Below are 22,944 nucleotides of genomic sequence, written 5' to 3'. Positions count from 1 at the left end.
TTATTCAAAAAGAGTCTTTATTATGTCGCTTACTCTTTGCATATCTTCTTTCGTCATTTTTGTATCAGATGGAAGACATACACCGTTATTAAAGATATACTCTCCTACTCCTCCGTTATCAATATAATCATATTTTTCAAAGAATGGTTGTTTATGCATTGGATTCCAAATATGTCTTGCTTCTATATTGTTTTCTTCCAATTTTAAAATAATATCAAGAGGTTTAACTTTTGATTTTTCATCAATAAGTATTGAAGATAACCAGCAGTTACATCTTGTATTTTCATCATCAATAGGCATCATTTTTATTTCTTTAATATCTTTGAAAGCATCTTTATAATGGAAATATATTTCTCTTTTCTTATCAACTCTCTTATTTAAAACTTTAAGCTGACCTCTTCCAATACCAGCAACAATATTACTCATTCTGTAGTTATATCCTACTTCTTTATGATAATAATATCTTTTATTTTCTCTTGCCTGTGTTGATAAAAATCTTGCTCTTGCTGCTTTTTCACTACTATCAGGAGTATTTACAAGAAGCATACCTCCACCTGAAGATGTAATGATTTTATTTCCATTAAAAGAAAGTATTCCATAGTCACCGAAAGTTCCTGTCATTTGTCCTTTATAAATACTGCCTAAACTTTCAGCTGCATCTTCAACCAAAGGAACATCATATTCTTTACAAATTGATACTATTTCATCTAAATTAGCACAAATACCATATAGATGAACAACTATAACAGCTTTTGGTTTTATTCCTTGTTTTTTATATTTTTCAAAAGCTTCTCTTAGTGCTTTTGGGCTCATATTCCAAGTTTCAAAATCACTGTCTATAAAAACAGGTGTTGCATTTTCATAAATTATTGGATTAGCACTCGCCGAAAAAGTAAGACTTTGGCAAAATACAATATCACCTTTTTTAACTTCCAAAAGTTTCATTGCAAGATGAATTGCTGATGTTCCACTAACTAAGGCAGCAGCGTCTTTTGCGCCTGTAACATCACATATTTCTTTTTCAAAGTTATTTACATTTGCCCCAAGAGGAGCAATCCAGTTTGTATCAAAAGCCTCTTTGATGTATTGTTGTTCATACCCTTCATCACTCATATGAGGAGATGCTAAAAAAATTCTTTCATTATTTTCCATTTCTAACTCCTATTAAAAACATTATATATTTTATTTTTTATATTTTCCACACTTAAAATTTTCCTTTTTATTTGATTTGTCAAGATTAAGATTATCATGTTCCATACATGATATGAATAACAGTATCAAGAAAAACATAAATGGAATTATATTTAAAATTGTATTTTCAAAATTTGATACGACAATCATAAAAATAATCGTCAAATAATATTTCCTGCATACTCTGTCATCTATATTTTTTATTTTACTTATAATAAAATATAAGAATAATGCTAAACATATTATACCGTTTCCGGCAATAAAATCCAAAAATCCGTTATGCGCATTTAAACTTTTATACTTGTTTGCATAGTTCGCATCTGCCCCAAGTCTAACATCAACAACTTGAGGGAAATGTTCCATTAAATACTCATATCTTTTCTCTCCTGTATATTCAAAAGAGCCAAAGCCGAGAAGGAAATCATCTTTTAGTGATAAAATAGTATACTTATCAAGCATATATCTTGTTGAACTGTAATGATTCCAACTTTTTTCAAAAGGTGTAAAAACAATTGTATCCTTATTTATCATTGTACAGGTAAATAAACTCATCAAATACATAAATGACAATATAATCATCGAAAGCATGATTTTATTACAATTAATATTTTTACATTTTTTATAAATAATCATCGATATTAAAACAGCAACTATTCCAACACTTGCACTTCTACAACCGCAAAGAAGTAAATATAAAACAAGAGATGATAAAAATAAGTATATATATGTATTTTTTTTCTCTACAAAAGAAAGTAAAAATGCACATACAAACATAACAAGAACCCCTGTATCGTTTGGATTAACATCGAAAATACTTCCCGATATATTAAAAGTAAGGGATTTTAAAAGTGCATCAAACAAACTATTTCCTATTACAATATAATAAAATGTCCTTAAAACAAAAAACACACATACAACAGTAATGATCGCCATACATGGATACAATATTTTCTTTGGGTTATTACCATTAAAATTTATTCCTCTAAAAAATATAACCAAAAGAAAAAATTCAACCATAATACTGTTAAATGTGATAAAATCGAACCCTTTTATTACAAAAGTTAAAAGTCTTATAATAAAATATAAAATAATAACAATGTTATTTTTTATAATATTCTTTAAATTAAATGTTTCTACCGTTTTTGAATAATTAAATAAAAATAAGGCAATACACAAAAAAAAGCACAACAAATTAAAGCTTATACTAAAAGTATTGTCAAGCTCAGATAATAATGTATTTCTAAGTACGAATACAATCATTGTAATGATTAGCATAATATTAAAAAATAAATTACTTTTTTTACTTATACTATCCACAGATTTTCTCCTTATTACTAAGTACATATTATACACCTAAATATAATATTTTGACAAATTTTTAATCTTTTATTAATAAAAAGTATCTTAAAATGATAAAAATCACTTTAAGATACCTGAATTAACTATTTTTTACTTCATGATATGTAGGGCAAAGCTTTTTAATTTCTTCCCTAATATTATCCGGATTTTTATATGCAGTATCAATAAGACTATCTAAATCAACAAAAAACTTATCTATATCTATATTGATAGGTTTTGCAATATAAATCATATGATTTTTTGTTCCTGTAAGACCTTCTTCTTCCATAAGAATTTCTTCATACATTTTTTCTCCGGGTCTTAACCCAACAACTTCTATTTTAATATCTTCATTTGGAACATAACCTTTTAATTTAATCAAGTTAACTGCTAAATCATAAATTTTAACAGGTTTTCCCATATCAAGAACAAAGATTTCGCCGCCTTTTGCAAGAAGTCCCGCTTGAATTACAAGAGAAACAGCTTCTCTTACAGTCATAAAGAATCTTGTAACTTCTTTATGCGTTACAGTAACAGGTCCCCCTTCTTCTATTTGTTTTAAGAATAAAGGAATAACCGAACCATTACTTCCAAGAACATTACCAAATCTCACAGCAACAAATTCTGTCTTAGAAATTTTATTATAGCTTTGTATAATTTTTTCACATATTCTCTTGGTAGCACCCATAACGTTTGTAGGTCTTACAGCTTTGTCAGTAGAAATTAATACAAATCTTTTAACTTCATATTTATCCGCAAGGTTAACAAGATTTAACGTTCCCTTACAGTTATTTTTAACAGCTTCATTAGGAGAATACTCCATTAAAGGAACGTGTTTATGAGCTGCCGCATGGTAAATAATTTGTGGATTATATTTTTTAAATATACATTCCATTCTGTCATAATCTCTAATTGATGCAATAAGTACACGTACATCAATTTCAGGATGTTTTCTTTTAAGTTCCATTTGAAGCTCATATGCCGTATTTTCATATATATCTACAACAAGCAACTTATCAGGTTTATTTGCAGCGATTTGTCTACAGAGTTCAGAACCGATAGTTCCACCGCCACCTGTAACCATAACGGTTTTTCCGTCAATAAAGTTTCCAAGCTCTTTGTTTTTTATATCAACAGCATCTCTTCCAAGTAGGTCTTCATAATTAACTTCTCTAACCTTTTGTGTTAAAGAGGTTGTAAGACTTTTGGAAATTGCAGGTAATATTTTAAGTTTTACACTTGTTTGATTACATATTGTGATTATATCCCTTATTGTATCGACAGAAGCAGAAGGCATTGCAATAATTATTTCATCAATATCATATTTATTAATGTTAAATAAAATATCATCTCTTCCGCCTACAATTGGAATATTATGTATATACTTTCCTCTTTTTTCTTCATTATCATCTATTATACATACTACTTCATAATGTTTCATACCGTTTCTTATTTCCTTAATAAGTAAAGAACCCGCTGAACCGGCACCTATAATCATAACATTTCTTTTTAGCTCGCTTTTATTTTTTCTTATAATAAAGCCTTTATAAATTCTTACAGATAAACGAGAAAGTGCAATTAAAACAAAAAGAAAAGTGAAATCAAAGAAATAGTAACTTCTTGGCATCCCAACATCTAAGTAAACATGATAGAAAATGTAAATAAGTTCAATTACTGTAGCAGCCTTAAAAGCAGAAATAACTTCATCCATCGATGCATAAGTCCAAACTCTATTGTACATTTTAAAAATAGCAAGAACAGCTATTGCAATAACAATATCGAGTGGTAAAAATCTTAGTGCAGGATATAAAAATCTTGAAGGTATAATAAATAAATCAAACCTTAATAAAAGTGACATTATCATACTAAATGACACTATTAATACATCTATTAATAATAAAATTATTAATCTCTTTTTCTTCGTCAATTTTTTTCTCCCCAAATAATATAAAAAATGATTGATTTTACATAAATAAACTTTGACATAAAGTATACTACGAACCTAAAAAATTGTCAAACTTCGAGCATTTTCGATAGTTATAATAAAAATCAAAAAACTACATTATTTTCATTTTCTATATATTATGGTATAATTAATTGTTATTAAATATTTAAGAAGGTAGAAAATTATGAATAATTATGGTTTTATAAAAGTTGCTACGGGTGTACCTAAAGTTAAGGTTGCAAATCCCGATTATAACAAAGAACAAATAATCAAATTAATTGATAAAGCAAATGAACAAAATGTAAAAATTCTTATAACACCGGAATTATCTATAAGTGCATATACATGTGCAGATTTATTTTTCCAAGATACACTTTTAGATCAATGCGAAAAAGCACTATATGAAATCACAGAATACACAAAAGAGATTGACATTGCTTTGGTTGTAGGAATGCCTATAAGATACAAAAATGCACTTTACAACTGTGCTGTAATAATGCTTAGAGGAGAAATTTTAGGAATAATACCTAAACAATACATACCTATTCACAATGAATTTTATGAAAAAAGATGGTTTGCAAGCGGAAGAGATGTTTATGATGAAATAAAAATTGCAAATCAAACAGTTCCTTTTGGTCAAATGCTATTTAAACTAAGAGAAGACCTAACGGTAGGAATAGAAGTATGTGAAGACTTATGGGTTCCTATCCCTCCAAGCAGTAATCTTGCATTAAGCGGAGCAAATTTAATTTTAAATATATCTGCAAGCAATGAGGTAGTTTCAAAAGATGAATACAGAACAAACTTAATCGTATCCCAAAGTGCGAAATGCTTATGTGGTTATATGTATGTTTCTGCCGGCGTTCATGAATCAACAACAGATTTACTTTTCGGCGGAAGCAGTGTAATTGCAGAAAATGGTATTCTATTAAACAAAGGGAAAAGATTCGAAAGAGAAAACGAACTTACATGTGCATATGTAGATATGGGAAAACTTAATTTCCAAAGACGTCAAAATATGAGTTTTAATGATAACAAAAGAGAATACGATATGGAATATGATGTTATTGAAAAAACTTTTATTGATAATGAGATTTCCGATTTTGACAGATATGTTGACGCACATCCGTTTATTCCAAGTGATGAAAATCTTAGAATTGAAAGATGCAATGAAATATTTAGCATTCAATCCTCAGCACTTGCTAAAAGACTTGAACATACGGGACTTAAAAAATTAGTTGTTGGAATTTCAGGAGGACTTGATTCAACATTAGCTTTACTTGTTGCAAGCGAAACAATGAAACTTTTAAACCTTCCAAGTGAAAATATTATAGGTATTACAATGCCCGGATTTGGAACAACTGATAGAACTTATACAAATGCACTTGACTTAATGAAATCTCTTAATGTAACTATAAAAGAAATAAGCATAAAAGAAGCTGCAACTCTTCATATGAAAGATATTGAACATGATATAAACATACATGACATAACATATGAAAATACACAAGCAAGAGAAAGAACACAAATTCTTATGGACATGGCAAACAAACATGGTGCAATATTAGTTGGTACTGGAGATTTAAGCGAAATGGCACTTGGCTGGTGCACATATAACGGTGACCATATGAGTATGTACGGAGTAAACGCAAGCGTTCCAAAGACATTAGTTTCTCATTTGGTAAGAACAGTTGCTATGATAAGCGATGAAAAAACAAAAGAAATATTACTTGATATTTTAGATACACCAATAAGCCCTGAACTTTTACCACCAACAAAAGATGGAAAAATAGAACAAAAAACAGAAGATAACATTGGTCCTTATGAACTTCATGATTTCTTCTTATATAACTTCATAAGATGCGGTGCAAAGAAAAATAAACTTCATTTCCTTGCAAAACAAGCATTTAAAGAAAAATATTCAGATGAAATAATAGAAAAATGGTTAAATAACTTTATGAGAAGATTTTTCATTTCTCAATTTAAACGTTCGTGTACACCGGATGCTCCCAAAGTTGGGTCGGTAAGTTTAAGTCCAAGAGGAGATTTTAGAATGCCAAGTGATGCAGATTTTTCTTCTTGGTTAGAAGAATAAAAAAAGATGACATTTAGTCATCTTTTTTAATATCTTACACCGTTAAAATCAATCTTTAAAGGATATAAATCATATTTATCTTTTAATTTTCTTAAATCAAATCTTAATTTTTTAAGATCAATGTTTCCTTCATAGACACCCATAATTGTAGGCCCTGCACCAGATAAATATGTTCCCACAAAACCATATTTTTTAGTTAAATTTACCACATCATCATATCCGTTTATTAAGTCTTTTCTATATGGTTCATGAATTTTATCTTGAAGTGCATCTTTAACAAATTCACTATCCCCTCTTTCTAAACTAAGAGGAAGTAAAGATGCTCTTTGTATGTTAAATACAACATCTTCTCTCGAATATTTTTCCGGAAGAACATTTCTTGCTTTTTTTGTTGAAAGTTTAAAACGAGGAATAAACGCACATATCTTATATTTTTTATTTGCATTTATTTTATAATATTTAAACTCATCATCTTGTTTATAAGAAAGCGTAGTACCTCCAAAAATACAAGGAGCTACATTATCGGGATGTCCTTCTATACTTGAAGCAATATTGAACACATCATCAATATCAACCTCTACATCAAGAACTTTATATGCCATTATTATTCCTGCTACAACACAAGTTGCACTGCTTCCTAGTCCTCTAGTTGAAGGAACATCGCTAAAAACATCAACTTTTACAGGAACCGGTTCTTTATCTAAAAATCTACAAGCAGTAAGCATACTTGTTAAAATAAGATTGTTTGTATTGTTAATGTCTTCTACTCTTCCATCAAATATGTATTTATCACTTTTTTCTACTTTAAAAGTATTGTATAAAGTTACTGCAAGTCCAAATGTATCAAATCCACAACATATATTGGCACTTGTAGCCGGAGCTTTTATTTCAAACATTATTTTCTACCTTCTATATATTTTATTATTGAATTTCTCATATCTTCTTTTGTAATAACTTCTTCTTCTCTTCTTTGGAAGTTTTCGATATTATCAACAGCTTTTGGAATTTTTACATTTGTTTTTTCATTTAACTTGTACATATACTCAACATCATCATTTGCATTAACTTCATCATCAAAAATTGAGTGATATACATCTTTAGAGAATTTATAAGCTGACGCTGTAGATAATAATACAGAATATGTATCATCTTCTTTTGTATCTTTATATACTTTATATCCTGCAGCAGTATGAGTATCCATTAAATAATCGTCGTTTTCATAAACGTATTTTATAGCTTCTCTTATTTCATCTTCACTTGCATATCCTCCGATGAAATTGTCAGCATTATCCATATACTCTTTATCAACTGTATATTTTCCGTCCTTACTTAATTTATTCATAAGCTCTGTTACTTTTTTATCATCTGAGTTATACATATGATATATTAATCTTTCAAGGTTTGAAGAAATTAAAATATCCATTGAAGGAGAAATTGTCTTTTTAAATTCTCTATTTTTATCATAAACACCTGTTTTGAAGAAATCAAAAAGTACATTATTGTCATTTGAAGCACATATTAATTTATTTACAGGAAGACCTGTTAAATAAGCATAATATCCAGCTAAAATATTTCCAAAGTTACCTGTTGGAACTATAAAGTTTACTTTATCTCCTTCTTTAATTTTTCCTTGTTCTATTAATCTTACATAAGCATGATAATAATAAACAACTTGAGGAAGAAGTCTTCCTATATTAATTGAGTTTGCAGAAGAAAGTTTTACTCCGTATTTTTCAAGTTCCTTTGCAAATTCACTATCATTAAAAATTTCTTTTACACCATTTTGAGTATCATCAAAATTACCTTTTACTGCATAACTTTTTACATTCTTACCTTTTTGAGTAAGCATTTGAAGAAGTTGAAGTCTTGATACACCTTTATATGGATAGTAAACTATAACATCAATACCATCTATATCATGAAATCCTTCTAAAGCAGCTTTACCTGTGTCCCCGCTCGTAGCTGTTAAAATAAGAACATCATCTTTATCATTTACATTTTCTTTTGCACAATTTAATAAAAGAGGTAAAATGGAAAGAGCGCAGTCTTTAAAAGCAATTGTATTTCCCGTAAATAATTCAAGAACAGAAAGACCATCTTCAACGTCAACAACGTTAAAAATATTTTCATTTTCAAAATTATCTAAACTATAAGCCTTATCTACACAATAATCAATTTGTTCCTTTGAAAAATCTAAAAAAGCACCTAAAATTGTTTTTGCTATGTAATTGTAAGATTTACCTATAAAATCTTTATAATCAAATTTTACTTCATCTAAAAATTCAGGAACAAATAAACCACCATCATCACTAAGACCTTTTATTATAGCTTTTGAAGGTGTAAGTTTATTGTTTTTGTCTCTTGTACTGTTAAATAATTTTTCCATACCAATTCTCCTATTTTAAATCTAATTTTAAATCACCTGGTTTGATGATATTTTTCTTTCTGAATATTTCACTTATTACAAGGGTTATAAAAGCCGGAAGAACAAAATGCATTAAAATCATCATTGCAATAACACCGGTTGAACTTCCCATAGCTTCAATCATACCAAACTGACCTACAAGTCCGCTTGTTCCCATTCCCGCACCATATGCTGTATTTGTCATTTTAAATACAATAGTAGACACAGGTCCTAGAATTGCACTTGTAATTATAGGCGGTAAGAAAAGCACAGGCTTTTTCATAATGTTGCCTATTTGGAGCATGCTTGTCCCAAGTCCTTGTGAAATAAGACCTTCAATTTTATTTTCTCTAAAACTCATTACCGCAAAACCAACCATTTGGCAAGCACATCCCACACACGCTGCACCTGCAGCAAGTCCGGATAAATTAAGCATTATACCAAGAGCTGCGGAAGATATTGGAAGTGTTAAAATAATCCCCATAATTACACTTACCAAAATCCCCATTACAAAAGGTTCTTGTTCACAGGCTTTCATTATTATATCACCTAAAAATGCCATAAAATCCTGCATTATAGGTCCTACATAATATCCAACTATACCTGCCGCCAATACTGTAACAATCGGAGTTACGATTATATCTATGCTTGTCCTTTTTGAAATAAGCATACCTACCACGGAACCACTTATCCCGCAAAGAAGAGCACTTATAGGATCCCCACCTATTAATCCTGCACCCCCACATGCAAATATTACAAGAGGATCAGCCTTAAGTCCATATGAAACACTAACTGCTATAACAGGTGCTGTCATTGTTTTTAAAGCCGGATACAATGTATCAGTTAAAAAACTTATATTAAACACAACACCTATTTGATTTAATATACTTCCTATAATTAAAGTAGAAAACAGTCCAAGTGCCATACTTGACAATGTATCAATAAAATATTTTTTAAAAAAATCTTTCAAAGGTCTTTTCTCCTAATCTTCTCTTTCAAGTGCTTTTAACTCTTCATCCAAAGGTTCTTCTATTTCATCATGTTTTGAATGGTTAGGACAATTTTTATTGTCACATTCTTTATTGTTACAATGTTTTTTCTTTCTCTTTAAAACTTTTACTTCATCGTTTTTATATTCTTTAAAAGCAATATCTCCATCATTTTCAAATTTAACAAGTAAAGTTTCTTTTAATACGTTTAATCTTTCTATTGTACCGACGCCATCTTCGGTTTTAACTTTATCAGAAACTCTTGGCAGTCTTGAAAGAGCATCTTCATAGCAATTATGCTCATATTGAAGACAACAAAGAAGTCTTCCGCATATTCCCGAAATTTTTGAAGGATTAAGAGATAAACCTTGTTCTTTTGCCATTTTTATTGAAACAGGTTGGAATTCTCCAAGCCATTTATTACAACAAAGCTCACAACCACAAGGCCCAAGCCCTCCAAGTATCTTGGATTCATCTCTTACACCTATTTGTCTAAGTTCAATTCTAATTCTAAATATAGCAGCTAAATTTTTTACAAGTTCTCTAAAATCAATTCTACCATCTGCAGTAAAATAAAAAATTACCTTTTGAGCATTAAATGTATATTCTGCTCTTATTAGCTTCATATCAAGACCTTGTTTAGCTATTTCTTTTTTACAAATTTCCAAAGCTTTTTCAGCTTTAACAAGATTTTCTTCGTGAATTTTTGTATCTTTTGCTGTTGCTTTTCTTATTACCGGTTTTATAGGTTTTGTTACTTCTTCATCTTCAACATATTTAACCTTACCGGCAACGGTCCCATATTCAAGACCTCTTGCAGTTTCAACTATAACATTATCCTGTAATTTTAAATAAATATTTTTAGGATCAAAATAATATATCTTACCTGCGGGTTTAAATCTTACCCCCACTACTTTTTGCATTAAATATCCTCCTCAATATACATAAACAAACTTAAAAATGCCAATGAGGCATTAACATTATAATTAATCATTAAGTTTATGTTTAACATTTTATCAATGATTTTTTTTAGTTTGTGTTTTGTAACAAGTTTATTTACTTCTTTAACATAATTTTTATAATTATTTTTATCTCTATTAAAAGTAATATCCAAGTTGCTTTCCTTATATATTAACACATCTGATAAAAATTTCATTATAAAAACTACATAATTTTCAACTTTATTTCTATCCTTTACAAGTTTTTTGCTAATATTTACATTATTTAAGTTATTTCCTTTAAATATAGAAAGTAAATTTTCAAGCAAATATGTTTTTTCTTCATCAGAAAGAGTAGCATTTTCATTACTGTCATTTACCTTAATTTCTATACACCTTGAAAGAATAGTTGGTAAAATCATTTCTTTTTTTGAAGAAGATAATATTATAATTGTATCTTTTACAGGCTCTTCCAATGTTTTTAAAAATGCATTAGCGGCTTCAACAGTCATAGAATCAGCACAATGAACAACAAAAATATTATATTTGTATTCACTGCTTGAAAGAGAAACTTTATACTGCATCTGTCTTATCTGCTTTATTTTTATGCTTGCACCGTCTTTATAAATATGAGTAATATCTATATTATTATTTGTATTTATTTTTAAGCACTCATTGCATTCATCACAATAATACCTACTGTTTTTACAATACAATGTTTTTAAAAATTCTAATATAGTATTATCTAAAATTTCTTCTTTTGCACCATAAAACAAATAGGCATGAGCCATAGTATCATTATTTATATGATTTAACAAAATATCTTTTTCGGTTTTTAATAAATTATCAAACATAATTAATATTTTTCAAATCTGGCAACATCTAAGATAAATACAGTTGCCCCTCCAACTTCAACGCTTGCAGAATAAGTAGTAAGAGGACTTTCCATAAATGAAGCATCAACAGGAGTAGAAACAACCTGTTCTCTTTTTTTACATATTTTTTTCATTATTTCAAGAGCTCTTTCAACCTTTTCATCTTCTGTTCCTATCATTAATGTAACATTTTTTAGTTTTAGAAATCCGCCCATTGTACTTAGTTTAGTTACTTGGTAACCTTCATCTGTAAGCGCATCTGATAAAATAAATGCATCTTCATTTTGAACAATCGCTATTATTAATTTCATTGTATTACCTCCTAAATTATTTTTAATTCTTTTGTATAAATCATTATTGATTTCTTGAATACTTTTTAATTTATTATCCTCTACACATTCAATTCTTTCAAAACCGTAATTTTTTATAAGAAAATTTACATTTTCATAAGCAGACATTAAATATTTAAAATTACTTTCGTGAATATCTTTTTCATGCTCATTTGTAAATTTATTATCTCTGTCTTTTATAAGTTTTTGAGAAACTTTAGGGTCAATATCCAAGAAAAATATTTTATCAGGAGTAGGAATTTTAAACATATTATATTCATAATCCAACAGCCAATTTAAAAATTCTTCTCTTTTTTTTATATCTTTTATTTTACAACCTTGATGAAGCATATTTGAAGTTACATATCTATCTGCAATAATTATTCCACCATTATTATAAAATTCTTCATATTCCTTTTTATATGTTGCATATCTATCAACGGCATAAAATGTAGAAGCAACTTTTGGATCTATATCTTCTGCATTACTTCCAAAATCACCGTTTAAATACATTTTCACCAAAGCTGAAGAATCACTTTTATAATTTGGATAACTTGCCCTTAAAACATTATATCCTTCTTTTTTTAATCTTTTTACTAAAAGTTCGCTTTGTGTTTGTTTTCCACTTCCATCAAGCCCTTCTATTACAAATAGTTTTCCCTTAGCCATTATTTCTCCTTAATAACATTTATAAATTCATTTTCTATTCCTAGAATCGTTTGTTTATCTTTTATTTCTTTTATATAATCTATTATTTCCTTATTAATTATTTCCCCTGGAGTAAGTATAGGATATCCTGGAGGATAAGGAAATATAAAATCATAGCTTACACTTCCTAAACTATCATCTATTTCTACTCTTTTCTTTTCAAAAGAAAGAGTTTTTCTCATAGAATATTTTATTATAGGTTTAATATGTTTAAAAATAATATCCTTTTTTTTGCCTACATTAGTTTTGTATGTTTTATTGATATTTTTTAATGCACTAATTAAACTATCAATATCGCTTTTTTTACTAAGCAGTCCAAGATATACCAAAACATATTTTTCTGTTGAACATTCTGTAAATATATCATAATTATTTTCCAGTATTTCTGATAATGAATAACCATCAAAACCAGTATTATCAACACCTATACATAATTTTGTATAATCATGAATATCACTATTAAATTCTTCCAAATAAAAATTTGTATTTTCTTCTATCTCTTTTTTTGCACCAGTATACCATTCTTTTATTTGACTTAATATACTTTCTCCTTTTTCTTCTGCAAAGGATACCGCTTCTTCTACACTTTGCAAAAACAAAAATGAAGGAGATGTTGAAGTTGTCATCTTGAAAAATAATTTCAACCTTTGAATATCAATTATATCACTGTTTATATGTAAAAGTGAAGTTTGAGTTAATCCAGATAGTGTCTTATGCATAGATGTAATTACTATATCACTCTGTGCGGTAAGTGCTGAAGCAGGATATTCCTTACTAAAAGAAAAGTGTGCTCCATGAGCCTCATCTACAATTATTATAATTTCTCTATTTATTTCTTTTATTCTTCTACATAAACTTTTTATATCAAGTGAATATCCAAAATAACTTGGATATGTTATAAATACTGCTTTTATATCTTTATTTTTATTTAATGCAGATATATATTCTTCTTCACTTATTCCAATATCATTATTCTTTGGATAAATATAAATAGGATTAGCATCACTTAAATATAAACCATAATATGATGAAATATGACTATTTCTTGGAATCAATATTTTATCATTTTCTTTTAAGGAATATAAAATGGAACTTATAATCCCTCCTGTGCTTCCATTTACTAAAATAAAAGAATATTTTGTATTAAAAATATCAGATATTTTATTTTGTAAATTTAGAATAACATCATTGGGGGATAGTAAATTATCATTAAATGAAAGTTCTGTTAAATCTTTTAAATAAAAATCATTTACTCTTCCTTTATGTCCCGGCATATGAAGTCTCACGGGATTTTTATGTATATATGTTCTTATTCTTTCATTAAGTTCTTTTTTCATACAAGCCTTTTCTTTTGATATATTTTAAATTATTATATCATAAAATAAAATGATAAATTTAATTATTAATATTTAATTTCAATAAAATATATAAATATTCATAATAAGGTGATATAATAGCATAAAATGTAAATAATGAATTAAAGGAGGTCTATTATGGCTAATCAAAATATCGTGACAATAACAAATGAAAATTTTGAAACTGAAGTTTTAAATAGTGATAAACCTGTTATGGTTGATTTTTGGGCAACTTGGTGCGGTCCATGCAGAGGTCTTGCTCCAACAATAGATGAAATTGCTGAAGAATATTCTAATAAAATTAAAGTATGTAAACTTGATGTTGATACAAATCAAGAACTTGCAATTCAGTTTAGAGTAATGAGCATTCCTACAGTTATTTTCTTTAAAGGCGGAGAACAAGTAGCAAGAGAAGTGGGAGCTTATCCAAAAGAAAAATACGTTGAAATAATCAATTCTTTATAAAAAAGCACCACAAGGTGCTTTTTTTATAACAATTTCTATTTTATTATTTTATATAAATGTTATTACAAATTAATAATTAATATATTTTTTATTTCAAAAATACTAAAAAAAGAAGAAGGATATCTCCTTCTTCTTTTATAAAACTTTGTTTAAAAAGTCTTTAGTTCTTTGATTTTGAGGATTTCCGATTACTTCTGAAGGTGGTCCTTGTTCTATAATAACACCTTCATCCATAAATATAACCCTATCCGCTACTTCTCTGGCAAAACCTATTTCGTGAGTAACAATTACCATTGTCATCCCTTGAGCAGCAAGTTCTTTCATAACACTTAAAACTTCCCCAACCATTTCTGGGTCAAGGGCAGAAGTAGGTTCATCAAACATCATTATGTCAGGCTCCATTGCAAGCGCTCTTGCTATAGCAACTCTTTGTTGTTGTCCACCTGAAAGTTTCTTAGGATATACGTCTGCTTTTTCAGCAAGTCCTACTCTTTCAAGAAGTTCCAAAGCTTTTTTTTCTGCTTCTTCAGGTGTTTTTAATTTTAAATCTACCGGAGCAAGCATAATATTTTTCTTAACAGTTAAATGAGGGAAAAGATTAAATTGTTGGAATACCATTCCAATATTTTCTCTCATTTTATTAATATCGTTTTTCTTATCTGTTATCAACTTACCGTCAATTTCGATTTCACCTTTAGTTGGAACTTCCAAAAGATTTAAACATCTTAAAAAAGTACTTTTACCTGAGCCGGAAGGACCGATTATGCAAACAACTTCGCCTTCTTTTATTTCAAGATCTATTCCTTTTAAAACTTCTAACTTTTTAAAATATTTATGTAGATCTGTTACTTTTAATTTACTCATTGGTTACTCTCCTTTCAATGTAATTAGAAATCATAGAAAGTATAGTAATCGCTACCAAATACATTATACCTACTATAGTCCATGTAGCAAATGAATTCATTGTTCTTCCGATATAAATATTGGCTTGATATACTACCTCGCCTAAACTAATAACAGAAATAATAGATGTATCCTTTAGAGTAATAATAAACTGATTTACAAGAGAAGGAATACATATTTTAATAGCTTGAGGTAATATTACCTTTATCATAGCTCTGCTTTTAGGTAAACCCAAACTTCTAGCTGCTTCCATTTGACCTTTATCAACAGCTTGAATACCTCCTCTAAAAATTTCAGACATATATGCACCGGCGTTTAAAGAAAGAGTTATTAAACCGGCTGCATAAGCAGTAAGTCTAAAATCTATACCAAAAGATTGTATTAACTGAGGAATACTAAAGTATACAAAGAAACATTGTACCAAAAGCGGTGTTCCTCTTATAATCCATAAATAAAATTTAGATATAGCTTTAAAAGGTTTAAAACTTGATAACCCCATAATACAAGAGATAAGCCCTAAGAAAAACGCTATTATTAATGATATTATTGTTATTTGTATTGTCATTGCAAACCCTTCAAAAAGTAATGGGGCTGCTTCAGTAAAAACCTCTATTAAATTCATTAAATCACTCCAACTATTTTTTTATTTCTATTTATCTGCAATATATTTATCTAATATTTTTTGATATTCTCCACTGTCTTTAATATTTTTTAAACCTGTATTGAACATTTCAATTAGTTCTGAATTTTTACCTTTTAATACAGCAAAACCATAAGAAGAACCTTTTTCCATGTCTGTTACCATTTTTAATCCGTTACCTTGAGAGATACCATAACCCATTACAGGATAATCTTCAAAACAAGCTACAGTATTTCCAGTTTTAACATCTTCGTACATTTTTGGAGAATCTTTAAAGTAAGAAATTTCGAAACCATATTTATCTTTTATAGATTCAGCAAAAGTAGCACCTTCTGTACCTGTTTTACAAGCTACTGTTTCACCTTTTAAATCTTCATAGCTTTTGATTGTTGTGTTATCAGCTTTAACAGCCATAACTACACCAGAATCATAATATGGTTCAGAGAAATCATATTTTTCTTTTCTTTCATCTGTTATACTCATACCTGCAATAACACCATCAGCTTGACCTGATTCTAAAGCTGCAACAGCTGCATCAAAACCTAAAGATTGAAGTTCATAATTAAAACCTTGATCTTTTGCTATTGCATCAAGTAACTCAACATCAATACCAGTGAAATTATTGTTTTCATCTGTAAATTCAAATGGTGCAAATGTTGTATCTGTAGCAATTATATAAGTTTTTTCTCCGTTTGCAGAATCATCTTTAGATCCACAAGCTGTAAATCCTATAAGCATTCCTACAACTAACAAGCATGCTAATAATTTTTTTCCTTTTTTCATTTTCTTCCTCCTTTAATCTAAAATGATAAAATACTAGTTCTATTATAACTTATTACGTTAAAAATACCAAATACTTTTATAAAATAAAGCTAATTTTTTTTAATTTTTAAATTAAATAAATTATATTTACTTTATTTAATTAAATAAATTTAATAATTAAGTTTATTTTTTACGTAATTTTTACCAAACTGTATGCTTTTTTGAATAGTGGTTTTTAATTCTTCAATTGAATCAAAAGCTCTTTCTTCTCTTTCAAATTCTAAAAATTCTACTTTGATTTTTTTGCCGTAAATATCTCTGTCGAAATCAAATATATTAGTTTCTACTCTTGGGGTTTCTCTAAATGTGGGATTTACACCTACATTACTTATTCCATAAAAGACTTCGTTATCTATTGTAACCCTGCTTACATAAACGCCTCTTTTGGGCATAATTTTTAATTCATCTGGGAAAATATTTGCAGTTGGTATTCCTATCTGCCTTCCAAGATGTTTACCTTCACAAACTATACCTTCCACCATATAAGGTCTGCCTAAAAATTTATTGGCTTTTTGTATATTACCGTCTTTTATATAATTTCTTATTGCAGTAGAACAAACTCTTTCATTGTCAATCTTAAATTCATCTACGACTTTAATTTCAAATCCTTTTTCCTTTGAAAGCTTTTTAAGTAATTCACTATTTCCGCTTCCGTTTTTTCCAAAGTGATAATTAAAACCAACTTTCATTTTTTGCATATTAACATTATCTAAAACAAGATTTACAAATTCTGTATCTTTTAAATTCATAAAATCATAGTCAAAAGATATAATAAATAAATAATCAATGCCCATATCAGTTAAATACTCTATTTTTTCATCCATAGTCATAAGTCTTTTAGGAGCTTGTTGTTTATTTATTAAATCCATTGGGTGTTTGTCAAATGTAACAACGCAGTTTTTTAAACTTTTGTCTTCTTCTTCTATAATTTTCTCATGTCCCAAGTGTATTCCATCAAAATAACCAAAGGCCATAGATAATTTTTCTTTTTTATCAGCTTCACCAAACGAATGAAATATTTTCATTATTTTTGTTCCCCGTATAAAATCTTAATTGGTCTTATTAGTACGTTTTCTTCTTCGACTCTTTTGCCTACACCGATAAACTTATCATCCAAATATAACCTTACCAATGAATTCTCTCTAATTTCACTGACATTTGTTAAAATATTTTTTTTAATCAAAGCATTACCGTTTAATATGATTTTACTGCTTCTCGGATTAATATCTACTCTCTCTAAATCCTTTAAAAACAAATCATCATTTTGCAAAACATCTTTTAATCGACCGCTAACTACTTTTTCTTCAAGTTCACTTAATGTAACACTGTTTTCTATATTTAGCGCTCCATTCTTTGTTCTTATAAGACCACTCATAACAGCTCTTGTTCCAAGTTCCTTACCTATATCGCTTATTAAACTTCTTATATAAGTCCCTTTTGAACAGGAAACTTTTATGGTAGCATGTCTTGGCAAATCGGTATCAACAACTTCAATATCATTTATATAAACTTCTCTGGAAGGAATTTCAACATCCTTTCCCTCCAATGCATATTTATATAAAGGTTTTCCTTTTACTTTTATGGCAGAATATATAGGAGGCGTCTGAGTTATTTTTCCTTTAAACTTATTAATAGCAAAAACAAACTCATCCAATGAAAAATTTGGAAGAGAAACTTCTCTTGTAGCGGTCCATATATCATAACTGTCGCTTTCTTTTCCAAATTCTATTTTTGCAATATATTCTTTTTCAAAAGCAGTAATATAACTGGAAAGTTTTGTGCTTCTACCTACAAGTATTCCCATTACTCCAGTTGCCATAGGATCAAGTGTACCGCTATGTCCGATTTTTTTTTCGCCAAGAATCTTTCTTACCTTAAAGCAAACATCATGACTTGTCATGTTTTGCTCCTTGTTAATGCAAATTACACCGTTTATCAAATTAAACCTCTAAATCAATATCTTTAAGTATTGTCAAAATTTCGTTTTTATCTCCTTCAAAAGTAAATCCGGCAGCTTTAACATGTCCTCCACCGCCAAATTCTTTTGCTATTTCAGCAGCATTAACATTTCCACCACCGCTTCTTAAAGAAACTTTAAAAGAGTTTTCATCTGCTCTTTTTACAAGTGCAGCAAGTTTACATCCTTTAATATATCTAATAGCATCAATTAGTCCATCAGTATCAGTATTTTCATTTATACTTTCATCATCAAGCACCATAACCAAAATTTGATTATTGTTAAAAGCATAAATACTTTCTAAAGATTTTTTTCTTATAATCAAACTTTTTAAATCTTTAAGTTTAACCATTTCATTAATCTTACCTTGATCAACACCAAGTTTTAAAAGTTTACTTCCAATAATATGAGTTGTAGGAGTAGTGTTTGAATAAGAGAAATTACCTGTATCAGTTGATATTGCTACATATATAAGGCTTGCAATATCTAAAGGCAATGTCCCAAGTATTTTAGAACTTATTGCAAAAACAAGTTCTCCGGTTGCAGCGGCTTTTTCACTTACAACATTTATATCTCCATATTTTGCATTTGTTACATGATGATCTATTACTATTGTTTTATTGCATAAGTTTCTTAAATCATTTCCGAATAAATAATCTTCACTACTTGAATCCATTGAAAGACAAACATCATAGTTTGCTTTCAAATCATCTAATTTTGCAACTTCCTCTTCCAAAATCATATCTTCTAAATTTACAGGAATAGGTGTTTGAACATATAAATCAACATCTTTACCTATAAGTTTAAGTGTCTTTTTCATTGCAAGTGATGATCCTAGAGCATCACCGTCAGGATTTTTGTGAGTAAGTATTAAAAATGTATTGTTATTTTCAAGAATTTCTATAAATCTATCTATCATTTTATTCATCCTCTTCAAGATTTAAACCTGCTAAAACTTCGTCTATATGCATCGCATAATCTAAAGAATCATCAAGTTCAAAAATAAGTTCAGGAGTATTTTTTGTTTGTAAAACTTTTGATATAGACTTTCTTAAAAAGCCCTTAGCTTTATCAAGCACTCCAATAATTTCTTCTTTCTTATTATTTTCTCCCATTATACTTACATATACTTTTGCATATTTCAAATCGGGAGTTGCTTTTACTCTTGTTACACTTATTATTGCTTCTTTTAATCTTGGGTCTTGAAGTTCAAGCTCGATTAAAAGCGATAATTCGTTTTTAATCAGCTCGTTTACTCTTTCTATTCTATATCCCATAAAGTTTTTTACTCTCTTTCGATTTCTTCCATTTTGAATGTTTCAAAAACATCTCCAACTTTAATATCATTAAAGTTTTCAACACCAATACCACATTCATATCCTGATTGTACTTCTCTTACATCATCCTTAAATCTCTTAAGAGAAGCTATTTCACTTTCAAATATAACTACACCGTCTCTTATTATTCTTATCTTGTCATTTCTGTTAATAACACCTTCAGTAACATAAGAACCGGCTACCAAACCAATATTTGGAACCTTAAAGGTTTCTCTTACTTCAGCCATACCAACAATAACTTCCTTAAATTCAGGATCAAGTAAACCTTTAAGCGCTTTTTCGATTTCTTCCATTACATGATAAATTACATTGTAACTTCTTATTTCTACGTCTTCTTTTGCTGCTGCTGTCTTTGCATTTGCTTCAGGTCTTACGTTAAATGCAATAATAAGAGCATTTGAAGCAGCGGCTAATGTAACGTCACTTTCTGTAATAGCCCCTACACCACCGTGAATTACGCTTACTTTAACACCATCTTCATTATCATTTAATTTTTCAAGAGATTGTGTTAATGCTTCTAATGAACCTTTTACATCGGCCTTAACAATAAGTTTTAATTCCTTAAGTTCGCCTTCGCTTATTTGATTGAATAAATCATCTAAGCTTACAGGTCCGCTCTTCTTAAGCGCATTTTCTCTCATTATAGCTTTTCTTCTTTCGGCAAATTTTCTTCCTTCTCTTTCATTTTCAGCAACGAAGAATTTTTCACCGGCATTAGGAACTTCATTAAATCCTAAAATTTCAATAGCTGTAGATGGTCCTGCGACTTTTATTTTATTCCCTTTATCATCCATCATAGCTCTTACTTTACCGTATACATCGTTACATACAACAGTATCACCATCATTTAAGATACCTGACTTAACAAGAAGTGTTGCAACAGTACCTTTTTGTTTATCAAGTCTAGCTTCAATAACAGTACCTACAGCGGGTTTGCTTGGATGAGCTTTTAGTTCTTCCACTTCTGCTACAAGAAGTATCATCTCAAGTAAATCTTCGATACCTTGTCTTTTCTTTGCAGAAATTTTAACGCAAATTGTATCCCCTCCCCAATCTTCGCTTACAAGTCCATACTCAGTAAGTTCTTGCATTACTCTATCAGGGTTTGCACCAGGTTTATCTATTTTGTTTATTGCAACAATAATAGGTACCCCTGCATCTTTGGCATGGTTTATAGCTTCAACTGTTTGAGGCATAACCCCGTCATCAGCAGCTACTACAAGTACTGCTATATCTGTAACAGATGCACCTCTTGAACGCATAGCTGTAAAAGCTTCATGTCCAGGTGTATCTATAAATGTGATTTTTTCATTATTGATTGTAATTGTATAAGCACCAATATGTTGTGTAATACCACCAGCTTCACCTGCAATTACGTTTGTATGTCTTATTGCATCAAGTAAAGATGTTTTACCATGGTCAACATGTCCCATTACTGTAATAATAGGTGGTCTTTTTACAAGTTCATCTTCATTTTGATAATGAGAATCAAATAAATCATCAATTGCTTTATTTTCATCTTCAAGGTTACATGTAATTTCAAATTCTTCACAAACAATAGAAGCAGTATCAAAATCAATTGATTGATTTAAGTTTGCCATTACTCCATAACCCATTAAAACTTTTATCACTTCTGTTGGAGCTTTATTTATTTTAGCGGCAAGTTCACCTACAGTAATTCCATCAGGAATTGTAATTTCGCTAATTAAAGAATTTTCTAATTGTTTTTCTTCTTTTTCTATTTTACTTTTCTTTTTATATTTAGACTTAGAAACCTTAGATTTCTTTGAGTTATCAATAAATTTAGGAACTACTTCTTTTTTATCTTTTTTATTTTTCTTGTTTTTCTTTGAACCGTAGCCTTTTTCATTCTTTTGATTTCTGTTGTCATTTTTCTTGTTTTTAAATTTTTCACCTTTTACAACATTATCGCTTTTATCATCATTACTGTCATAATCATAATGTTTGTTGCTTTTCTTTGGTTTGTTTTTATTATTCTTCTTTTCTTCGTTATATATTACAACAACTTCAGGTTCTTTTTCTTCCTTCTTTTCAGGTTTTACAAAACGATTATTTTTATTGTTTTTTTGATTATCCTTTTGTTTTTTATCAACAGGATTTTTTCTTTCTTCTTTATTTGGTTTTTCATCTTCGCTTTGTTCTTGTGTTTTATTAACAGGTTTATTCTCTTTATTTTTCAAATAATCCTCTTTATTAAAATTATTTCTAAAATATTTCTCTTGTTGTGCGCTTACGGCACTCATATGATTTTTTACGGGAATACCCATATTTTTCATTATTTCAGCAAATTCTTTACTTGGAAAGCCATATTCTTTAGCCATATCGTAAACTCTCATACTAAAAAACCCTCCTTACTTTATTTTATATACTTTAAAACCTCTTCTTTTAGAGGAGTAATATCTTCATTAGTAAGATTCATATTAAGTGAATTGTTTATTATTTTTGCATTTACCATTTTTTCTATGCAATCGGGATTTTTACAAATATAAGCTCCTCGCCCATTCATTTTCCCGCTTTTATCAAAAACAACTTTGTTATTTTCCTTATCTCTTACAATCCTTAATAAATCTCTTTTATTAAATTTTTCTCTGCAAATCAAGCAGGTTCTAAGTGGTGTCTTTTTCATATTCCA

General features: G+C 28.9%; 21 protein-coding genes and 1 pseudogene. 2 read left to right on the top strand and 20 right to left on the bottom strand.

Annotated features, from left to right (window positions below; translation table 11 throughout):
- The 3 genes from ACTQYZ_RS03745 to ACTQYZ_RS03735 all read right to left on the bottom strand — a co-directional run bounded on the left by ACTQYZ_RS03745 (position 1) and on the right by ACTQYZ_RS03735 (position 4,456).
- A complete protein-coding gene (locus ACTQYZ_RS03745; RefSeq protein ID WP_441416054.1) occupies positions 1 to 1,152 on the bottom strand; it encodes an aminotransferase class I/II-fold pyridoxal phosphate-dependent enzyme in 1,152 nt (383 codons plus the stop codon).
- 30 nt (positions 1,153 to 1,182) lie between these two features.
- The gene (locus tag ACTQYZ_RS03740; RefSeq protein WP_441416053.1) at positions 1,183 to 2,508 is read right to left on the bottom strand and encodes a hypothetical protein; all 1,326 of its coding nucleotides are present in this window, start codon (positions 2,506 to 2,508) and stop codon (positions 1,183 to 1,185) included.
- A gap of 121 nt (positions 2,509 to 2,629) precedes the next feature.
- Positions 2,630 to 4,456, bottom strand: a complete 1,827-nt coding sequence (locus ACTQYZ_RS03735; protein ID WP_441022796.1) for a polysaccharide biosynthesis protein — start codon at positions 4,454 to 4,456, stop codon at positions 2,630 to 2,632.
- Positions 4,457 to 4,658: 202 nt separating this feature from the next.
- On the opposite strand from ACTQYZ_RS03735, the gene ACTQYZ_RS03730 reads away from it, so the two are divergent.
- Positions 4,659 to 6,569: an NAD(+) synthase gene (locus ACTQYZ_RS03730; RefSeq protein WP_441416052.1), complete on the top strand. Its 1,911-nt coding sequence runs from the start codon at positions 4,659 to 4,661 to the stop codon at positions 6,567 to 6,569.
- 26 nt (positions 6,570 to 6,595) lie between these two features.
- Here the strand turns inward: ACTQYZ_RS03730 and thrB are convergent, their stop codons facing one another.
- The 8 genes and pseudogenes from thrB to ACTQYZ_RS03690 all read right to left on the bottom strand — a co-directional run bounded on the left by thrB (position 6,596) and on the right by ACTQYZ_RS03690 (position 14,149).
- Positions 6,596 to 7,465 (bottom strand): homoserine kinase, encoded by an 870-nt coding sequence (thrB, locus tag ACTQYZ_RS03725; RefSeq protein WP_441022792.1) that lies wholly within the window; start codon positions 7,463 to 7,465, stop codon positions 6,596 to 6,598.
- Complete coding sequence (thrC, locus tag ACTQYZ_RS03720; protein WP_441022790.1) at positions 7,465 to 8,955, bottom strand: threonine synthase; 1,491 nt, start codon at positions 8,953 to 8,955, stop codon at positions 7,465 to 7,467. The genes thrB and thrC overlap by 1 nt, the downstream gene beginning before the upstream one ends.
- 10 nt (positions 8,956 to 8,965) lie before the next feature.
- Positions 8,966 to 9,943 carry a PTS transporter subunit IIC gene (locus ACTQYZ_RS03715; protein WP_441416051.1) on the bottom strand — a complete coding sequence of 326 codons (978 nt, stop codon included), beginning with the start codon at positions 9,941 to 9,943 and terminating at the stop codon, positions 8,966 to 8,968.
- A gap of 12 nt (positions 9,944 to 9,955) precedes the next feature.
- Entirely contained in the window at positions 9,956 to 10,885 is a 930-nt protein-coding gene (locus ACTQYZ_RS03710) for a PSP1 domain-containing protein (RefSeq protein ID WP_441022786.1), read from the bottom strand.
- A complete protein-coding gene (locus ACTQYZ_RS03705) occupies positions 10,885 to 11,754 on the bottom strand; it encodes a hypothetical protein (RefSeq protein WP_441416050.1) in 870 nt (289 codons plus the stop codon). Before ACTQYZ_RS03705 ends, ACTQYZ_RS03710 begins: the two co-directional genes overlap by 1 nt.
- A gap of 2 nt (positions 11,755 to 11,756) precedes the next feature.
- Positions 11,757 to 12,086, bottom strand: coding sequence for a cyclic-di-AMP receptor (locus tag ACTQYZ_RS03700; RefSeq protein WP_171020594.1), 330 nt, complete (start codon positions 12,084 to 12,086; stop codon positions 11,757 to 11,759).
- A gap of 24 nt (positions 12,087 to 12,110) precedes the next feature.
- Positions 12,111 to 12,773, bottom strand: a pseudogene (locus tag ACTQYZ_RS03695) (dTMP kinase); the annotation flags it as partial.
- A complete protein-coding gene (locus ACTQYZ_RS03690) occupies positions 12,773 to 14,149 on the bottom strand; it encodes an aminotransferase class I/II-fold pyridoxal phosphate-dependent enzyme (protein ID WP_441022782.1) in 1,377 nt (458 codons plus the stop codon). The gene ACTQYZ_RS03690 and the pseudogene ACTQYZ_RS03695, both read right to left, overlap by 1 nt.
- 156 nt (positions 14,150 to 14,305) lie before the next feature.
- Here ACTQYZ_RS03690 and trxA point away from each other — a divergent pair, with 156 nt between their 5' ends.
- The gene (gene trxA, locus ACTQYZ_RS03685; protein ID WP_138268784.1) at positions 14,306 to 14,632 is read left to right on the top strand and encodes a thioredoxin; all 327 of its coding nucleotides are present in this window, start codon (positions 14,306 to 14,308) and stop codon (positions 14,630 to 14,632) included.
- A 135-nt stretch (positions 14,633 to 14,767) separates the two neighbouring features.
- Here trxA and ACTQYZ_RS03680 read toward each other — a convergent pair whose 3' ends face one another.
- The 9 genes from ACTQYZ_RS03680 to rnpM all read right to left on the bottom strand — a co-directional run bounded on the left by ACTQYZ_RS03680 (position 14,768) and on the right by rnpM (position 22,938).
- Positions 14,768 to 15,496 (bottom strand): amino acid ABC transporter ATP-binding protein, encoded by a 729-nt coding sequence (locus ACTQYZ_RS03680; RefSeq protein WP_441022780.1) that lies wholly within the window; start codon positions 15,494 to 15,496, stop codon positions 14,768 to 14,770.
- A complete protein-coding gene (locus ACTQYZ_RS03675) occupies positions 15,489 to 16,157 on the bottom strand; it encodes an amino acid ABC transporter permease (protein ID WP_441022779.1) in 669 nt (222 codons plus the stop codon). The genes ACTQYZ_RS03680 and ACTQYZ_RS03675 overlap by 8 nt, the downstream gene beginning before the upstream one ends.
- Positions 16,158 to 16,184: 27 nt before the next feature.
- Positions 16,185 to 16,958 carry a transporter substrate-binding domain-containing protein gene (locus ACTQYZ_RS03670; RefSeq protein ID WP_441416049.1) on the bottom strand — a complete coding sequence of 258 codons (774 nt, stop codon included), beginning with the start codon at positions 16,956 to 16,958 and terminating at the stop codon, positions 16,185 to 16,187.
- 149 nt (positions 16,959 to 17,107) lie between these two features.
- On the bottom strand, positions 17,108 to 18,022 hold the full coding sequence (locus ACTQYZ_RS03665) for a bifunctional riboflavin kinase/FAD synthetase (protein WP_441416048.1): 915 nt from the start codon (positions 18,020 to 18,022) through the stop codon (positions 17,108 to 17,110).
- The gene (gene truB / locus ACTQYZ_RS03660; protein ID WP_441022773.1) at positions 18,022 to 18,936 is read right to left on the bottom strand and encodes a tRNA pseudouridine(55) synthase TruB; all 915 of its coding nucleotides are present in this window, start codon (positions 18,934 to 18,936) and stop codon (positions 18,022 to 18,024) included. The genes ACTQYZ_RS03665 and truB overlap by 1 nt, the downstream gene beginning before the upstream one ends.
- Position 18,937: 1 nt before the next feature.
- Positions 18,938 to 19,873 carry a DHH family phosphoesterase gene (locus ACTQYZ_RS03655; protein WP_171020590.1) on the bottom strand — a complete coding sequence of 312 codons (936 nt, stop codon included), beginning with the start codon at positions 19,871 to 19,873 and terminating at the stop codon, positions 18,938 to 18,940.
- A 1-nt stretch (position 19,874) separates the two neighbouring features.
- Positions 19,875 to 20,231, bottom strand: coding sequence for a 30S ribosome-binding factor RbfA (gene rbfA / locus ACTQYZ_RS03650; RefSeq protein WP_138268789.1), 357 nt, complete (start codon positions 20,229 to 20,231; stop codon positions 19,875 to 19,877).
- Between the two features lie 8 nt (positions 20,232 to 20,239).
- Positions 20,240 to 22,648: a translation initiation factor IF-2 gene (gene infB / locus ACTQYZ_RS03645; protein WP_441022770.1), complete on the bottom strand. Its 2,409-nt coding sequence runs from the start codon at positions 22,646 to 22,648 to the stop codon at positions 20,240 to 20,242.
- Between the two features lie 20 nt (positions 22,649 to 22,668).
- Complete coding sequence (gene rnpM / locus ACTQYZ_RS03640) at positions 22,669 to 22,938, bottom strand: RNase P modulator RnpM (protein WP_329383865.1); 270 nt, start codon at positions 22,936 to 22,938, stop codon at positions 22,669 to 22,671.
- Positions 22,939 to 22,944 lie beyond the last annotated feature (6 nt).

This window comes from Anaerofustis sp. LCP19S3_F7, assembly GCF_052119445.1.
GTDB classification, from domain to species: domain Bacteria; phylum Bacillota; class Clostridia; order Eubacteriales; family Anaerofustaceae; genus Anaerofustis; species Anaerofustis butyriciformans.
The sequence above is the reverse complement of the archived record's forward strand: the minus strand, read 5'-3'. Positions and strand labels throughout refer to the sequence as shown.

Coding starts and splice junctions, on each gene's coding strand:
- thrC (WP_441022790.1), bottom strand. CDS start 8,955: ATGGAAAAATTATTTAACAGTACAAGAGACAAAAACAATAAACTTACA.
- thrB (WP_441022792.1), bottom strand. CDS start 7,465: ATGTTTGAAATAAAAGCTCCGGCTACAAGTGCCAATATATGTTGTGGA.
- ACTQYZ_RS03730 (WP_441416052.1), top strand. CDS start 4,659: ATGAATAATTATGGTTTTATAAAAGTTGCTACGGGTGTACCTAAAGTT.
- ACTQYZ_RS03700 (WP_171020594.1), bottom strand. CDS start 12,086: ATGAAATTAATAATAGCGATTGTTCAAAATGAAGATGCATTTATTTTA.
- ACTQYZ_RS03710 (WP_441022786.1), bottom strand. CDS start 10,885: ATGCAAAAAGTAGTGGGGGTAAGATTTAAACCCGCAGGTAAGATATAT.
- ACTQYZ_RS03690 (WP_441022782.1), bottom strand. CDS start 14,149: ATGAAAAAAGAACTTAATGAAAGAATAAGAACATATATACATAAAAAT.
- ACTQYZ_RS03655 (WP_171020590.1), bottom strand. CDS start 19,873: ATGATAGATAGATTTATAGAAATTCTTGAAAATAACAATACATTTTTA.
- ACTQYZ_RS03680 (WP_441022780.1), bottom strand. CDS start 15,496: ATGAGTAAATTAAAAGTAACAGATCTACATAAATATTTTAAAAAGTTA.
- ACTQYZ_RS03745 (WP_441416054.1), bottom strand. CDS start 1,152: ATGGAAAATAATGAAAGAATTTTTTTAGCATCTCCTCATATGAGTGAT.
- infB (WP_441022770.1), bottom strand. CDS start 22,648: ATGAGAGTTTACGATATGGCTAAAGAATATGGCTTTCCAAGTAAAGAA.
- ACTQYZ_RS03665 (WP_441416048.1), bottom strand. CDS start 18,022: ATGAAAATATTTCATTCGTTTGGTGAAGCTGATAAAAAAGAAAAATTA.
- trxA (WP_138268784.1), top strand. CDS start 14,306: ATGGCTAATCAAAATATCGTGACAATAACAAATGAAAATTTTGAAACT.
- ACTQYZ_RS03705 (WP_441416050.1), bottom strand. CDS start 11,754: ATGTTTGATAATTTATTAAAAACCGAAAAAGATATTTTGTTAAATCAT.
- rnpM (WP_329383865.1), bottom strand. CDS start 22,938: ATGAAAAAGACACCACTTAGAACCTGCTTGATTTGCAGAGAAAAATTT.
- ACTQYZ_RS03675 (WP_441022779.1), bottom strand. CDS start 16,157: ATGAATTTAATAGAGGTTTTTACTGAAGCAGCCCCATTACTTTTTGAA.
- rbfA (WP_138268789.1), bottom strand. CDS start 20,231: ATGGGATATAGAATAGAAAGAGTAAACGAGCTGATTAAAAACGAATTA.
- ACTQYZ_RS03670 (WP_441416049.1), bottom strand. CDS start 16,958: ATGAAAAAAGGAAAAAAATTATTAGCATGCTTGTTAGTTGTAGGAATG.